Raw genomic sequence first — 13,935 nt, forward strand, 5'->3', positions numbered from 1 at the left:
CCTGGTGCGCCCCGCTGCCGCCTCTCCCCCTCACGCCTCCCCCATCGGCGGTGCCCGGGCGCCCTTGACCCCTCCTCGTGCGGGTGACCCCGACCGGCCGAGATCGACAAAGCGGGCGCGGCTGCCTAGCGTGGGGGGCGATGGCTGATTCGCCAAGGCAACAGTCCCTCCCGGTCACCCTCCCGGGAGCGGCGACGTCACCCGGCGAGGGGCTCCCCGGGCTGCCCTCCGAGCTGCGGACCGACGTCGAGGCCGCCCTCACCGAGGCGCTGCTCGCCGAGCGCGAGCGCTCGTCGTTCCTCTCGGAGGCCAGCAGGGCGCTCGCGGGCTCGCTCAACCTCTCGCGCACGATCGCCCGCACCCTGCACCTGCTCGTCCCGCGCTTCACCGACGACGCGCGCGTCGTGCTCGTCACCGGGCGCTCGGCCCGCGTGTCGCTGCTGCGGGCCGACGGGGAGTCCCACGGCCTGGACCCGGTGGTCCTGCCGAGCATCCCCAGCGACGTCGAGCACGTGCTGCGCAGCGGCCGGCACCTGCGCGCGGGCACCGCGCTGCACCTGCCGCTGGTCGCGCGCGGCACGGCGTTCGGGACCGTCACGCTGCGCACTGCACCCGAGGACGAGGGCGCGCTCGCCGTGCTCGAGGAGCTCGTCGGCCGGGCGGCTCTCGCGCTGGACGCGGCGCGCCTCTACGGCGAGCGGAGCTCCGTCGCCAGCGTGCTCCAGGCGAGCCTGCGCCCACCGCGGCTCCCCGCTGTGCCCGGTGTGCGCCTGGCGGCCCGCTACCGCGCCGCGCTCGAGCACAGCGAGCTCGGCGGCGACTTCTACGACGTGCACGGCGCGGGCGACGACTGGACCGTCGTCGTCGGCGACGTCTGCGGCAAGGGCGTCGAAGCCGCGGTGCTCACCGGCCAGTCCCGCCAGTCCGTCCGCACGGCGGGGCTCGTCGACCGCGACCCCGCCCGCGTGCTCGCGCTGCTCAACGACGTGCTCGTCGGCTCCGAGATCGACCCCGGCAAGTTCGTCACCGCGGTGGCCGCGCGGCTGCGCCCCCTGGCCGCCGGGGGGCTGCGCGTCGACCTCGCCAGCGCCGGCCACCCGTTCCCGCTCCACCTCGGCCCCGGCGGCGTGCGCGCCGTGCCGGTGACCGGCATCGTCGCGGGGGCGTTCCCGGGGGCGGCGTACGACCGGCAGACGCTCGTCCTCGCGCCCGGCGAGACCCTGCTCCTGCTGACCGACGGCGTGCTCGAGGCCCGTGGGCGCGACGGCGACTTCGGCGAGGAGCGGCTCCAGCGACTGCTCGACCAGCTCGCCCGCCGCCCCGGTGGCCGCCACCCCGACGCCGTCGTCGACACCGTGCTCGAGGGCGTGCTCACCCACCTCGACGGCCGCCCGCACGACGACATCGCGCTGCTCGCCCTGCAGGCCGGCGACGGCGCGTGACGGGCGAGGCCGAGCGCTACCTCGACCTGCTCGGCCGTCCCGACCGCGCGGCCGCCGTGCGCCTCGCGCTCGACCTCGTCGAGCAGGGCGTCCCGGCGGCCGAGGTGCTGACCGGGCTCGTCTGCCGAGGCCAGGAGCAGGTCGGTCGGCTCTGGCAGGCCGCGAGCTGGGACGTCGCCCGCGAGCACGCGGCGACCGCGGTCAGCGACGCGGTCGTCAGCGCCGTCGGACTGGCGGCGCCGCCGCGGACGCGCACGGCGGGCAGGGTCATCGTCTGCTGCGTCGAGGCCGAGTGGCACGCGCTGCCGGCGCGGATCGTCGCCGAGGTGCTCGAGCTCGCCGGCTGGGACGTCACCTTCCTCGGCGCCTCCGTGCCGCCGGCGCACCTCGCGCAGTACCTCCACGACACCGGGCCCGACGCCGTGGCGCTGAGCTGCTCGCTCGCCTCCGCCCTGCCGCGTGCCCGCCGCATGGTCGAGGCGTGCCGCGAGGCGGGGGTGCCCGTCCTCGTCGGGGGCCGTGGGTTCGGGCCGGACGACCTGCGCGCCCGGCGGATCGGCGCCAACGCCTGGGCGGCGGACGCCGCGGGCGCCGTCGCCGTGCTGCAGGGCTGGGCGCCGTTCGCGAGCCCACCGCCGCCGGTCGCGTCGGCCTGGCTCGACGAGCACGCCCGGCTGGCCGAGGCGCGTCCGGCGGTGCTGGAGGGGGCGCTCACCGCTCTCGCGGGGGCGCCGTGGACCAGCGCGTACGGCGCGGAGCAGTGGGAGCGGACCCGCGAGGACCTGGGCCACCTGGTCGACTTCCTCGCCGCGACCCTCTACGTCGACGACGAGCGCATCCTCGCGGACTACCTCGCCTGGTGCCGGGAGGTGCTCACGGCCCGCGGAGTGCCGTACGCCGCGCTGCTCGCCGGGCTCCGGGCGGTGCGCGACGCCCTGCCCGTCGGGCTGGACCACGCCGCGGCCCTGCTCACCGCGGCCATCCCTCTGGCGTGATCATGCACGTCCTGGGGCCCAGGACGTGCATGATCACGGGGGACTGCGGGAGTCAGTGCCGCCGTGACGGAGTCAGTGCTGCGCGAGCATCTCCGCGACGAGGAACGCCAGCTCGAGCGACTGCTGGTGGTTGAGCCGCGGGTCGCACGCGGTCTCGTAGCGCAGCACGAGGTCGGGCTCGGCCAGGCCGCTGGCGCCACCGATGCACTCGGTGACGTCGTCGCCGGTGAGCTCCACGTGCACGCCGCCGGGGACGGTCCCCAGGCCGCGGTGGACCTCGAAGAACCCGCGCACCTCGTCGACGACGTCGTCGAAGCGCCGCGTCTTCACCCCGGCGGCCTCGATCGTGTTGCCGTGCATGGGGTCGCAGACCCACAGCACCTGCGCGCCGCTCGCGGTGACCTTCTCGACCAGCGGCGGCAGCGCCTCGCGGATCCGGCCGGCACCCATGCGCGTGATGAAGGTGAGCCGCCCGGGCTCCCGGTCGGGGTCGAGCCGGTCGATGAGGGCCAGCGCGTCGTCGGCCGAGGTCGTCGGGCCGAGCTTCACCCCGATGGGGTTGCGGACGCGCGCGGCGAGGTCGACGTGCGCGCCGTCGAGCTGCCGGGTGCGCTCACCGACCCAGACGAAGTGCGCCGAGGTGTCGTAGGGCAGCCCGGTGCGGGAGTCGATGCGGGTGAGCGCGCGCTCGTACTCGATGAGCAGGGCCTCGTGCGAGGTCCAGAAGTCGACCCGGCGCAGCGACTCGGAGTCCGCGCCCACCGCCTGGAGGAACTCGATCGCGCGGTCGATCTCGCCGGCGAGCTGCTCGTAGCGCGCAGTCGCCCCGCCGTCGCGCAGGAAGCCCTGGTTCCAGGCGTGCACCTGGCGCAGGTCGGCGAACCCGCCCTGGGTGAAGGCGCGGACGAGGTTCAGCGTCGCGGCGGAGGTGTTGTAGACCTGCAGCAGGCGTCGGGGGTCCGGGACGCGCGAGTCCTCCGTGAACTCCAGCCCGTTGACCGCGTCGCCGCGGTAGGCCGGGAGCACCACGCCGTCGCGGGACTCGTTGCCCGAGGAGCGCGGCTTCGCGAACTGCCCCGCGATGCGCCCGACCTTGACCACCGGCACGCTCGCGCCGTAGGTCAGCACGACCGCCATCTGCAGCATCGTCTTGAGCTTGGCCCGGATGGCGTCGGCGGTCGCGCCCGCGAAGGTCTCCGCGCAGTCCCCGCCCTGCAGCCAGAACGCCTCACCGCGCGCCGCCGCGGCCGCCTGCGCCTTGAGCGCGTCGCACTCCGCGGCGAACACGAGCGGGGGCAGCGTGCGCAGCTCGCGCTCCACGGCGCCCAGCGCCGCACGGTCCGGCCACTCCGGCTGCTGGGCCGCGGGGAGCTCGGGCAGGTCCAGCGCCGGCTGGGGCGAGGGGGTGCTCACGAGGGTCCAGCGTACCGACCCGCGCGAGCGCGCCGGTCAGGTCTCGCGTGCCCGGAGCACCGCGACGCACTCGACGTGCGAGGTCATGGGGAACAGATCGAACGCGCGCAGCCCCGCCAGCTCGTAGCCCGCCTCCGCGAAGGTCGCGAGGTCACGGGCCAGCGCGGCCGGGTCGCAGGCGACGTACGCGACGGTGCGCGGCGCGAGCCGGGCCACCGCCTCGACGACCGGCCGGCGCGCGCCGGTGCGGGGCGGGTCGAGCACGACGAGGTCGGCGCGCTCCAGCGCCAGCCACCCGGGCTTCGCGAGGACCTTCTCCACCGAGCCGGCCTCGATGCGGACGTGCGCGTGCTCGTGGAGGTTGCGCCGCGCGTCGGCGGCGGCGCGCTTGTCCCCCTCGACCGCGACCACGCGCCCGTCCTCGCCCACCAGCGGCGCGAGCGCGCCGGCGAAGAGCCCCGCCCCGGCGTACAGGTCGACGACGGTGTCACCCGCCCGCGGCCGCAGGGCCTCGACGACGGCGGCGACGAGGGTGTCGGCGGCGCCCGGGTGCACCTGCCAGAAGCCGGCCGCGGAGACCCGCCAGTCGCGCCCGGCAGCGTGCTCGCGCACCCACGACCGCCCGCGCAGCGGGGACTCGTCGCCGACGACGAGCGTGGAGGTCACCCCCGGCAGACCGGGTACGCGCGGCCGCCTCGTCCCCGCGGGCTCGACGAGCAGCGTGCGGTCGCCGGTCGACGACGCGACGACCTCGACCTCGGCGGCACCGGGCCAGGTGACGCCGGTGGCGCCGACCTCGTCGACGCCGGGAGCGGCGATGGGGCAGGCAGCGACCTGCACGAGGTCGTGGGAGCGGTGCTTGCGCAGCGCGAGCCGCCCCTCCGCGTCGACCGCGAAGCGCACCCTGGTGCGCCAGCCGAGACCGTCCTCGTCACCGGGGACCGCCTCGACGACGACCTCGCGGTCGAGCCCGGCGAGCCGGACGAGCTGCTCGCGCACGGCGGCGGCCTTCAGCCCGCGCTGCGCGGGCAGCGAGGCGTGCTGCCAGTCGCAGCCTCCGCAGAGCCCGGGCCGGGCGTACGCGCACGGCGGCTCGACCCGGTCGGGCGAGGGGCGCAGCACCTCCACGGCGTCGGCGCGGAGGAACCGCTCGCCGTCGTCGGTGATGCGGGCGCGCACCCGCTCCCCCGGCAGGGCGTGGCGGACGAACACGACGCGGCCGTCGGGGTGGCGCGCCACGCAGGACCCCCCGTGGGCGACGCGCTCGACCTCGAGCTCGAGCGTCGTCACGCGTCGGACTTCAGCGTCGGGACGTCGGCAGGCGCGTCGACCAGCGGCTGCTCGCCCGGGTAGCGGGTGGGCGGCGCGATGACGCCGGCCGCGATCGCGGCCTTGACGCGTGCCTTGTGGGCCTCGATGACGCGGGCCTCGAGCTCCTCGGAGGAGCGCAGCTGCCACGGGACGCTGATGACCATCACGCCCGGGGTGAACAGCAGCCGTGTCTTGAGCCGCAGCGCGCTCTGGTTGTGGAGCAGCTGCTCCCACCAGTGGCCGACGACGTACTCCGGGATGTAGACGGCGACGACGTCGCGCGGGCTGGAGCGGCGCACCGAGCGGACGTAGCGCACGACCGGTGCGGTGATCTCGCGGAAGGGGCTGTCGAGGACCTTGAGCGGCACCGGGATGCCGCGCCGGTCCCACTCGGTCTGCAGCGCGTGCGTCTCGTCCGGGTCGACGCTCACCGTCACGGCCTCGAGGGTCGAGGGCCGGACCGCGCGGGCGTAGTTCAGCGCACGCAGCGTCGGCTTGTGGATCTTCGACACGAGGACCATCGCGTGCGTCCGCGCGGGGAGCGTGACCTCCTCGTCGGGGTCGGGCTCGAGCTCGCGCGACACCGACTCGTAGTGCGAGTTGATCTTGCGCATGAGCAGGAAGATGACCGGCATCGCGACGACGACGATCCACGCCCCGGCGAGGAACTTCGTGACGAGCACGATGACGAGCACGGTGCCCGTGCAGGCCGCCCCGATCGCGTTGATGATGCGCGAGGTCCGCATGGTGCGGCGGACAGCCGGGTCGGTCTCGAGCGGGATCGTGCGGTTCCAGTGCCGCACCATCCCCGTCTGGCCGAGGGTGAAGCTGCAGAACACCCCGAGGATGTAGAGCTGGATCAGCCGGGTCACCGAGGCGTCGAAGCTGACGATGAGCAGGATCGCGAAGCCGGCGAGAACGAGGATGCCGTTGGAGAACACCAGCCGGTCGCCGCGGGTGTGCAGCTGGCGCGGCAGGAAGCGGTCCTGGGCCAGCACCGAGCCGAGCAGCGGGAAGCCGTTGAAGGCGGTGTTGGCCGCGAGGATGAGGATCGCGGCGGCGAAGGCGAGCAGCAGGTAGTAGAGGACGTTCTCGCCGAAGACCGCGGAGCCGACCTGCGCGATGACCGTGCGCTGCACGTCGGTCTTGCAGTCGAAGCCGCGCAGGTCGCAGGCGCGCAGCGGGTCGACGTAGTGCACCTTGCTCAGCACCGCGAGCGCGGTGATGCCGCCGAACATCGTGATCGACAGCGTCGCCATCATGAGCAGCGTCTTGCGGGCGTTCTCGATCTTCGGCTTCTTGAACGCCGGGACGCCGTTGGCGATCGCCTCGACGCCGGTGAGCGCCGTGCAGCCGGAGGAGAACGCGCGCAGCACGAAGAACACCAGCGCGAAGCCGGAGAGGTGGCTGACCTCCGGGGCGATCGAGTAGTGCGCGCTCTCGGCGACCGGGCGGGAGCCGAACGCCGTGCGCAGCAGGCCGGTCCCGACCAGGGCGAGCACGAGGACGATGAACGCGTACGTCGGGGTGGCGAACGCCGCGCCCGACTCCTTGAGCCCGCGCAGGTTGAGCGAGGTCAGCAGCAGCACGAACAGCACGGCGAGGACGACGCGGTGCGGGTCGAGGCCCGGGAACGCCGAGATGATGTTGTCGACGCCGGAGGAGACCGACACCGCGACCGTGAGGACGTAGTCGACGAGCAGCGCGCTCGCGACCGTCAGGCCCGCGGTGCGCCCGATGTTCTTGCTGGCGACCTCGTAGTCCCCGCCGCCCGTCGGGTACGCCCGGACGAGCTGCCGGTAGGACGCGACGACGACGAGGAGCAGCAGCACGACCGCGAGCGCGAGCCACGGCAGCAGGTAGAGGTAGGCCAGTCCGCCGATGGCGAGCAGGACGAGGACCTCCTGCGTCGCGTACGCGACCGAGGAGAGCATGTCGCTGGCGAAGACGGGCAGCGCGATCCGCTTGGGCAGGAGCGTCTCGCCCAGCCGGTCGCTGCGCAGCGCCCGCCCGAGGAGGAGGCGCTTGGACAGGTCGGGGAGGACGGCCACGGTGCTCGATGGTAAGGGCCACACGGCCGGGGCGTGGTCCGGCGGCGCCCGCGCTGGGCTAGGGTCGGGGACCGGTGGCGAGCAGCGCGACGGCCCGCGGGGGCGGCTGCGAGCCGGGAGGACCTCCGTGCACTACGTGATCATGGGTTGCGGCCGGGTCGGCGCCACGCTGGCGCACAGCCTGGAGGACGCGGGCCACACCGTCGCGATCATCGACCGCAAGAGCGACGCCTTCCGCCGGCTCGGGACGCACTTCGCCGGCAAGCGCGTGGCGGGCGAGGGCTTCGACCGCGACGTCCTGCTGGACGCGGGCATCGAGGACGCCGCCGCCTTCGCCGCGGTGAGCAGCGGCGACAACTCCAACATCCTCGCCGCGCGCGTCGCGCGGGAGACCTTCGGCGTCGACCACGTCGTCGCCCGCATCTACGACCCCGGCCGCGCCGCGGTCTACCAGCGGCTCGGCATCCCCACGGTCGCGACCGTGCGCTGGACCTCGGACCAGGTCCTGCGCCGGCTGCTGCCGGCGGGCTCCGAGGTGGAGTACCGCGACCCCACGGGCACCGTGGAGCTGGCCGAGATGGCGTTCGCCGCGAGCTGGATCGGCGCTCCGCTCGTCCGGCTCGAGGAGGCGTCGGGCGCGCGCATCGCGTTCCTCACCCGCTTCGGCGAGGGCCTGCTCCCGACGCCCGAGACGGTGCTCCAGGACGGCGACCTCGTGCACGCCCTGGTCCGCGGCGCCGACCGCGCGAACGTCGAGGCGGTCTTCGCCGCCGGTCCCGAGAAGGAGGGCTGACGCCGTGCGCGTCGCAGTCGCCGGAGCAGGCAGTGTGGGCCGCTCGATCGCCCGCGAGCTGCTCGACAACGGCCACCAGGTGCTGCTGCTCGACCGCGAGCCGAGCGCCGTCAACCCCGAGCTGGTCCCCGAGGCCGAGTGGCTGCTCGCCGACGCCTGCGAGATGAGCTCGCTCGACGAGGCGGGCCTGCAGCGCTGCGACGTCGTCGTCGCCGCGACCGGCGACGACAAGGCCAACCTCGTCGTCGCGCTCATCGCCAAGACGGAGTTCGCCGTGCCGCGCACGGTGGCCCGCGTGAACAACCCGAAGAACGAGTGGATGTTCGACGAGGCGTGGGGCGTCGACGTCGCGGTCTCGACGCCGCGGCTCATGACCGCGCTCGTCGAGGAGGCCGTGAGCGTCGGCGACATCGTGCGGATCATGACGTTCCAGCAGTCCGGGACCGACCTCGTCGAGCTGACGATGCCCGAGGACTCGCCCTACGTCGGGTCGCGGGTCGGGGACGTCCCGTGGCCCGGCGACACCGTGCTCGTCGCCATCGTCCGCGAGGGCCGCCCCATCGCCCCGACCGCGGACGACCCGCTCGAGGCGCGCGACGAGCTGCTCTTCGTGACGAGCTCGGAGATCGGCGAGGACCTCGAGCGCGTCCTCGCGCCTCACGGCCGCTCGGCGTCCGCCTGACCCTCGCCCGCGAGCGCGTGCGGCTCGTCCTGCGGGGTCTCCCCCGTGGTGCCCTCGGCGCCGTCCTCGGGGCCGGCGCTGCGCTGCGCGGCGGCCTCCCGGGCCGCGCGGTAGCCGCCAGCGGGGCGCACGATGCGCAGCGTGGCGAGCAGCACCAGGGCGTACAGCGGGACGCCGAGCAGCACGTTGGCGGTGCCCAGCGCGTCGACGCGGTCGGCGAGGTAGAACGGCAGCTGCACGCCGAGGCGCAGCGCGAACATCCCCGCCCACAGCCAGGTGGCGAGCGAGTACGCCCGCACCCGGTCCGGGCGCTGGCGCCACTCGGTCGTCCCCTCGCCGAGCAGCGTCCCGCCGAAGAAGCCGAGGACCGGCCAGCGCGCCAGCGCCGACCCGGCGTAGACGACCGCGAAGGCGCCGTTGCGGACGAGGCCGGGGGCGTAGAAGTCGCGGGCGCTGCCCGTCCACCAGGCGACGCCGGCGCTGACGAGCACGCCCAGCAGGCCGCTCAGCGCGTACTGCACCGTGCCGCGGGCCGCGAGGCGCACCGCCGCGAGCAGCAGCGCGCTGCCGACGGCGACGACGAGGCTCGGCGTGAGGTGGTGCCCGCCGAGGGTGTAGACGAGGACGAACAGCGTCCCCGGGAGCGCGGACTCGACCAGGCCGCGGGGGCCGCCGATGGCGGCGGCGAGGTCGAGGCGCTGCGGGTCGGGACCCGTCACCGAGTCTGGGCGCGGAGCTCGTAGACGGGGTTGAACATCACGCGGCGCCCGGCGTCGATGGCGACGCGGCCGGTGGCGCGCACGGCCCGGCCCGGGTCGATGCCGGGGATCCGGCGGCGCCCGAGCCACACGACGTGCAGCGTGGCGGTCCCGTCGTAGACCTCGGCCTCGAGGGCGGGGACCCCGGCCCGGGGACGCAGGGTGACGGTGCGCAGGGTGCCCTCGACGGTGACGAGCTGGCGGTCGGTGCAGCGGGCGATGGAGTGGCAGCCGTGCTTCTCGACCGTCTCGCGCAGGGCCTGCGCCTCCACCTCCTCGTCGCTGGCGGTGAGGCGCTCGATCGCCCGACGCAGGAGCCCGCTCTTGGCGGTGGTGGCCATGGGTCCAGGCTACTCGTCGCCGGCGGCGTCCGGGGCGGGTACGCCGGGGTCCTGCGGGACGGGAACGACGCCCGCGGGGAGCGCGAGGGGCAGCGGGTCGCGCGGCGCCATGGGCTCGCGCCCGCGCACCACGACGGTGTCGCGGAACACGTCCTCGAGGACCGCCGCGGCGCCCTCCTCCATCGCGCCGCGGCCGGAGACCACGCCGCGGAGGAACCAGCGCGGGCCGTCGACGCCGATGAAGCGCAGCGGCTGGAAGCCCTGGCTGCCGTCGGGCAGCTGCGCGGGCAGCGCGGCCCGCAGCTCGGTGCCGAAGGGCCCGTCGCCCTCCTCGACGCCCGCGCCCTGCTCCTGCAGGCTGGCGAGCAGCTCGCCGCGCACCTCGTCCCAGATGCCCTCGGTGCGCGGTGCCGCGAAGGCGCGCACCTCGAGCCCGCTCTCGCCGTCGAGGAAGGTCGCGCCCTCGACGGTCCCGGCCTGCTCGTCGACCTGGAGCTGGAGCTCGACGCCCTCGCGCCCGGCGAGCCAGACGGAGCCCAGCGAGATCCGGCGGCCGCCGTCGGAGGGGTCCTCGACCTCGGAGGCGTCGAACGGCCCGTCGACGCGCCACCCGGACGGGCGTACCGCCGGCGCGCCGCCGGCAGCAGCGGGCGCGTCGTCCGCTGGCGCCTCCAGCTCCTCGCCCTGCTCCGCACCCTGCGACTGGGGGGCCACGAGCGCGCCGTCGCGCTCCTCGGCGTCCTCGGAGCCGGACCTCTTGCGTCGACCGAACACCTGGAGTCAGATCCCTTCGAGTGCAGCGGCAGCGCCGCTGGCGGGGGTAGGAGCGTCAGCGCCGCCGGAGAGGGCCGCGGAGCCGCCGGTCGAGCCGAAGCCGCCGGCACCGCGCGCCGCGCCGGGCAGGCGCTCGACCGCGACGAAGCGGACGCGCTCGACGCGCTGGACGACGAGCTGGGCGACCCGGTCGCCGCGCTGCAGGTGCACCGGCGTGCGCGGGTCGAGGTTGACGAGCACGACCTGCACCTCCCCGCGGTAGCCGGCGTCGATCGTGCCCGGGGCGTTGACGAGCGAGACCCCGCAGCGGGCCGCGAGGCCGCTGCGCGGGTGGACGAAGGCGGCGTAGCCCTCGGGCAGCGCGAGCGCGACGCCCGTCGGCACCACCGCGCGCTCGCCCGGGGCGAGCGTGACGTCGACGCGGGTCACGAGGTCGGCGCCGGCGTCGCCCGGGTGCGCGTACGCCGGGGCGGGCAGCCCGGGGTCGAGCTGCTGCAGCAGCACAGGCACCTCGTCGCCGACGAGCCCGTCGAGCCCAGGGACCACCTGCGCGCCTCCCCCTGCTGTGCCCACGGGAGCACGCTACCGGCCCGCGCGTGCTGCAATGGACGCGTGCCCCCGACCAGCGCGTACCAGGAGCGGCTGAGCGCTCCGCCGACCGTGTGGCTCGCGTGCGCGGTCGTCCTGCTCGGGATCCTCCCGGTGACCGTGGCCGTCATGCCGCTGGCGGCAGCGGGCGCCGTCACGGTCGTCGTGCTCGTCCTCGCCGCCCTGGCGCTGCGGCGCTGGGAGCCGGAGGTCGTCGTCGCCGGCGGCGAGCTGCGGGCCGGGCGGGCGCGGATCCCGCTCGCGCTCATCGGGCCGGCCGAACCGCTCGACGCGGCACGCGCCGCGCTCCTGCGCGGGCCGGGCATCGAGCCGCGGGCGTTCCACCTGCTGCGGCCCTGGACGACGACGGCGGTGCTGGTGCCGGTGCTCGACCCCGAGGACCCCACGCCCTACTGGTACGTCTCGACGCGCCGCCCCGAGCGGCTGGCCGAGGTCCTCGACGGGGTGCGCGCGGCGCACGAGGGCTAGGAGACGGCACGGAGGGCTAGGAGCCCGCGCGCCAGACCTTGCCCTCGAGGTCCTCCTGGATCCGGGCCGCGAGCCCGCGCGTGGCCTTGCTGTTGACGAGGGCGCCGGCCGCGGCGCCGCTGAGCAGCGGGCCGAGCGTGGTGACGCCCCGGGCGGCGCGGCCCATCATCCGCTTGCGGATCTGCGCCTTCGCCGCGGTGCCGAGGGTGCTGGCCATCCACTTGGGGTCGGTGGGGTCGATGCCGCGGCCCTGCGCCCAGGACGAGACGTACTGCTGGGTGCGCTCGACCGCGGTGCCGCGCGGCACGACCCCGTGCAGGGCGTGGAGCTCGGCGACGAGCTTGACCTCGACGGCCGCGACGGCGAGCGTCTCGGCGGCGAGCTCGACCGGCCCGCTGAGCAGCAGGCTCGGGGGCGCGGCCCACGAGGCGGCCGCCACGGCTCCCCCGGCGGCGCCGAGCAGGCCGGTGGTGCGGGAGGCCCCGCGCACGAGGGCCGCCGCGATGGCGCGGTCGTCCAGCCCCGGGTGGTGGGCGCGCAGCGTCTCGCGGTCGCGCAGCGGCAGGCGCGGCGCGACGTCGAGCAGCGTGTCGACGAGCCACCGCCCGCCGACGACGGCGCGGCCCCCGGCCTGGCGCGCGGAGCCGGCGAGCGCCCCCGCGACGTCGGCCAGCTGGCGGGCGCGCTCGCCGCGGTCCTCGCTCTGCGAGCCGGCGAGGCGCGCGAGCCGCTCCGGCAGCCCGTCGCCGTGCTGCTCGTCGGGGCTCTCCACGCGGGGCTGGTCCTCGGCGCGGGAGGCCCGCTTCGTCAGGCGCACGTGGGTCAGGCGCACTCGGTGCAGATCAGCTGGTTGCCGTCCTCCTTGGCCAGCTGGCTCTGGTGGTGCACGAGGAAGCAGCTCGAGCAGGTGAACTCGTCCGCGCGGCGCGGGATCACCTGGACGCTGAGCTCCTCGTTGGAGAGGTCGGCGCCGGGGAGCTCCAGGGACTCGGCGAGGTCCGCCTCGTCGATGTCGACGACGGCGCCGCCCTTGTCGTTGCGCCGGGCCTTGAGCTCCTCGATGCTGTCCTCGCCGACCTCGTCGTCGGTCTTGCGCGGCTGGTCGTAGTCGGTTGCCATGGTCCCCTCGGCCTCCCCTGGCGGCCTGCGTGCGGGCCACCTGCGTCGTGCGGCTGCCCTTCGGGCCTCCGTGCGGTTCCGCCAACGTCCCCGGCCCGCGTTTTGTGCCCGGCCGGCGACGCGCGTACCCCGTCGAGGGTGGGATGGTGCCACACCCGGGTGACAGGGTGGTACACACCGCACGCCCCTGCGTGTCCGCGCACGCCCGCTGGACGACCCCGACACCCCGAGGAGGAGCCGCGTGCCCGTCTACGCGCTCGACGACCTGGTGCCCGAGATCTCGCCCGACGCGTACGTCGCGCCCGAGGCCGTCGTCATCGGCGCCGTCCGCATCGGCGCGGGCAGCAGCGTCTGGCCGGGGGCCGTGCTCCGCGGCGACTACGGCACCATCACCGTCGGGGAGCGGACCTCGGTGCAGGACGGTGCGGTCGTGCACGTCGCGTCGGGCACGTCCACGAGCATCGGGTCGGAGTGCACCATCGGCCACGTCGCCCACCTCGAGGGGTGCGTCGTCGAGGACGGCTGCCTGCTCGGGTCGGGCTGCGTCGTCCTCCCCGGAGCCGTGGTGCGCGCCGGGGCGCTCGTCGGCGCGGGGGCCGTCGTGCCGCAGGGGCTCGAGGTGCCGCCCCGCGCGATGGCGCTCGGGGTCCCCGCCCGCATCCGGCCCGACGCCGTGGCCCCGGGGGCGTTCGCGGAGGGGGTCAGGGCGTACGTCGAGAACGGCCGGCGCCACGCGCGCGGGCTGCGGAGGCTGTGAGGACTCCGCAGGTCCGCTGAGCGCCACCTGTGAGGTTGGTGACGAACAGGTGGATGCACCCGCTACCTGCTTGTCAGGAGCGGGTCGCGGCGGGCAGTCTGACCGCGCCGGCCCCGGGGGGCCGGCGGACCGGCCCACCGCGGCGCCGGGCCGGAGGAGGAGGTGGACGATGGGCGAGTTCGTCAGCGGCCTGCGGGAGCGGGCCACCGGCACGGCGCAGTCGCTCGCAGCCGCACGCGACACCGGCGACGACTACGCGGTCGAGGTGCACACGGCCGAGCTGCTCGACCTCACCCGGCTCGCCTCCGAGCACGGGGTGGACCTGCGCTCCCTCGTCCCGGACGAGCTCGGCGGGGTGCTCATCGACCTGACGGCGCACGAGCCCGGCGCCCGCGACCTCGCGGAGCCGACGGCCTGCTGAG

Annotated in this window: 16 protein-coding genes; 7 read left to right on the plus strand and 9 right to left on the minus strand. The window is 75.7% G+C overall.

Going from position 1 to position 13,935, the window contains the following annotated elements:
• The first annotated feature begins 140 nt into the window (after positions 1 to 140).
• The gene (locus EV189_RS16510; RefSeq protein ID WP_130494062.1) at positions 141 to 1,442 is read left to right on the plus strand and encodes a PP2C family protein-serine/threonine phosphatase; all 1,302 of its coding nucleotides are present in this window, start codon (positions 141 to 143) and stop codon (positions 1,440 to 1,442) included.
• Positions 1,439 to 2,437, plus strand: a complete 999-nt coding sequence (locus EV189_RS16515) for a cobalamin B12-binding domain-containing protein (protein WP_130494063.1) — start codon at positions 1,439 to 1,441, stop codon at positions 2,435 to 2,437. Before EV189_RS16510 ends, EV189_RS16515 begins: the two co-directional genes overlap by 4 nt.
• A 72-nt stretch (positions 2,438 to 2,509) precedes the next feature.
• Here EV189_RS16515 and EV189_RS16520 read toward each other — a convergent pair whose 3' ends face one another.
• The 3 genes from EV189_RS16520 to EV189_RS16530 are packed head-to-tail and all read right to left on the minus strand — an operon-like array spanning position 2,510 to position 7,212.
• Positions 2,510 to 3,850 carry a class II 3-deoxy-7-phosphoheptulonate synthase gene (locus EV189_RS16520; RefSeq protein ID WP_196788585.1) on the minus strand — a complete coding sequence of 447 codons (1,341 nt, stop codon included), beginning with the start codon at positions 3,848 to 3,850 and terminating at the stop codon, positions 2,510 to 2,512.
• A gap of 36 nt (positions 3,851 to 3,886) precedes the next feature.
• Entirely contained in the window at positions 3,887 to 5,140 is a 1,254-nt protein-coding gene (locus EV189_RS16525) for a class I SAM-dependent RNA methyltransferase (protein ID WP_130494064.1), read from the minus strand.
• Positions 5,137 to 7,212, minus strand: coding sequence for an APC family permease (locus EV189_RS16530; RefSeq protein WP_130494065.1), 2,076 nt, complete (start codon positions 7,210 to 7,212; stop codon positions 5,137 to 5,139). Before EV189_RS16530 ends, EV189_RS16525 begins: the two co-directional genes overlap by 4 nt.
• A 127-nt stretch (positions 7,213 to 7,339) precedes the next feature.
• Between EV189_RS16530 and EV189_RS16535 the strand changes: the two genes are divergently transcribed.
• Positions 7,340 to 8,005 carry a potassium channel family protein gene (locus tag EV189_RS16535; RefSeq protein ID WP_130494066.1) on the plus strand — a complete coding sequence of 222 codons (666 nt, stop codon included), beginning with the start codon at positions 7,340 to 7,342 and terminating at the stop codon, positions 8,003 to 8,005.
• 4 nt (positions 8,006 to 8,009) lie between these two features.
• Positions 8,010 to 8,687, plus strand: coding sequence for a potassium channel family protein (locus tag EV189_RS16540; protein ID WP_130494067.1), 678 nt, complete (start codon positions 8,010 to 8,012; stop codon positions 8,685 to 8,687).
• On the opposite strand, the gene EV189_RS16545 is transcribed toward EV189_RS16540, so the two are convergent.
• Genes EV189_RS16545 through dut form a run of 4 tightly spaced genes read right to left on the minus strand, consistent with a single transcriptional unit; the run spans position 8,663 to position 11,106 of the window.
• Positions 8,663 to 9,406 (minus strand): DUF3159 domain-containing protein, encoded by a 744-nt coding sequence (locus tag EV189_RS16545; RefSeq protein ID WP_165400353.1) that lies wholly within the window; start codon positions 9,404 to 9,406, stop codon positions 8,663 to 8,665. The genes EV189_RS16540 and EV189_RS16545 overlap by 25 nt on opposite strands.
• Positions 9,403 to 9,786 carry an OB-fold nucleic acid binding domain-containing protein gene (locus EV189_RS16550; RefSeq protein ID WP_130494069.1) on the minus strand — a complete coding sequence of 128 codons (384 nt, stop codon included), beginning with the start codon at positions 9,784 to 9,786 and terminating at the stop codon, positions 9,403 to 9,405. The genes EV189_RS16545 and EV189_RS16550 overlap by 4 nt, the downstream gene beginning before the upstream one ends.
• A gap of 9 nt (positions 9,787 to 9,795) precedes the next feature.
• The gene (locus EV189_RS16555) at positions 9,796 to 10,560 is read right to left on the minus strand and encodes a DUF3710 domain-containing protein (protein ID WP_130494070.1); all 765 of its coding nucleotides are present in this window, start codon (positions 10,558 to 10,560) and stop codon (positions 9,796 to 9,798) included.
• A gap of 6 nt (positions 10,561 to 10,566) precedes the next feature.
• Complete coding sequence (gene dut / locus EV189_RS16560; protein ID WP_407938157.1) at positions 10,567 to 11,106, minus strand: dUTP diphosphatase; 540 nt, start codon at positions 11,104 to 11,106, stop codon at positions 10,567 to 10,569.
• A gap of 66 nt (positions 11,107 to 11,172) precedes the next feature.
• Between dut and EV189_RS16565 the strand changes: the two genes are divergently transcribed.
• Positions 11,173 to 11,637 carry a DUF3093 domain-containing protein gene (locus EV189_RS16565; protein WP_165400354.1) on the plus strand — a complete coding sequence of 155 codons (465 nt, stop codon included), beginning with the start codon at positions 11,173 to 11,175 and terminating at the stop codon, positions 11,635 to 11,637.
• 16 nt (positions 11,638 to 11,653) lie between these two features.
• Here the strand turns inward: EV189_RS16565 and EV189_RS16570 are convergent, their stop codons facing one another.
• Both EV189_RS16570 and EV189_RS16575 read right to left on the minus strand, forming a co-directional pair.
• Positions 11,654 to 12,454: a hypothetical protein gene (locus tag EV189_RS16570; protein ID WP_130494073.1), complete on the minus strand. Its 801-nt coding sequence runs from the start codon at positions 12,452 to 12,454 to the stop codon at positions 11,654 to 11,656.
• A gap of 5 nt (positions 12,455 to 12,459) precedes the next feature.
• Positions 12,460 to 12,756 carry a DUF4193 domain-containing protein gene (locus EV189_RS16575; protein ID WP_130494074.1) on the minus strand — a complete coding sequence of 99 codons (297 nt, stop codon included), beginning with the start codon at positions 12,754 to 12,756 and terminating at the stop codon, positions 12,460 to 12,462.
• Between the two features lie 241 nt (positions 12,757 to 12,997).
• Here EV189_RS16575 and EV189_RS16580 point away from each other — a divergent pair, with 241 nt between their 5' ends.
• Together EV189_RS16580 and EV189_RS16585 are read left to right on the plus strand one after the other, a co-directional pair.
• Positions 12,998 to 13,513, plus strand: coding sequence for a gamma carbonic anhydrase family protein (locus EV189_RS16580; protein WP_130494075.1), 516 nt, complete (start codon positions 12,998 to 13,000; stop codon positions 13,511 to 13,513).
• A gap of 169 nt (positions 13,514 to 13,682) precedes the next feature.
• The gene (locus tag EV189_RS16585; protein ID WP_130494076.1) at positions 13,683 to 13,934 is read left to right on the plus strand and encodes a hypothetical protein; all 252 of its coding nucleotides are present in this window, start codon (positions 13,683 to 13,685) and stop codon (positions 13,932 to 13,934) included.
• The last annotated feature ends 1 nt before the right edge of the window (position 13,935 follow it).

Origin of the sequence: Motilibacter rhizosphaerae (genome assembly GCF_004216915.1) — a bacterium.
Taxonomy (GTDB): domain Bacteria; phylum Actinomycetota; class Actinomycetes; order Motilibacterales; family Motilibacteraceae; genus Motilibacter; species Motilibacter rhizosphaerae.

Bases quoted from the DNA above. Each gene is read 5' to 3' on its own strand.
- EV189_RS16510 (WP_130494062.1), top strand. From the start codon at position 141: ATGGCTGATTCGCCAAGGCAACAGTCCCTCCCGGTCACCCTCCCGGGA.
- EV189_RS16550 (WP_130494069.1), bottom strand. From the start codon at position 9,786: ATGGCCACCACCGCCAAGAGCGGGCTCCTGCGTCGGGCGATCGAGCGC.
- EV189_RS16575 (WP_130494074.1), bottom strand. From the start codon at position 12,756: ATGGCAACCGACTACGACCAGCCGCGCAAGACCGACGACGAGGTCGGC.
- EV189_RS16585 (WP_130494076.1), top strand. From the start codon at position 13,683: ATGGGCGAGTTCGTCAGCGGCCTGCGGGAGCGGGCCACCGGCACGGCG.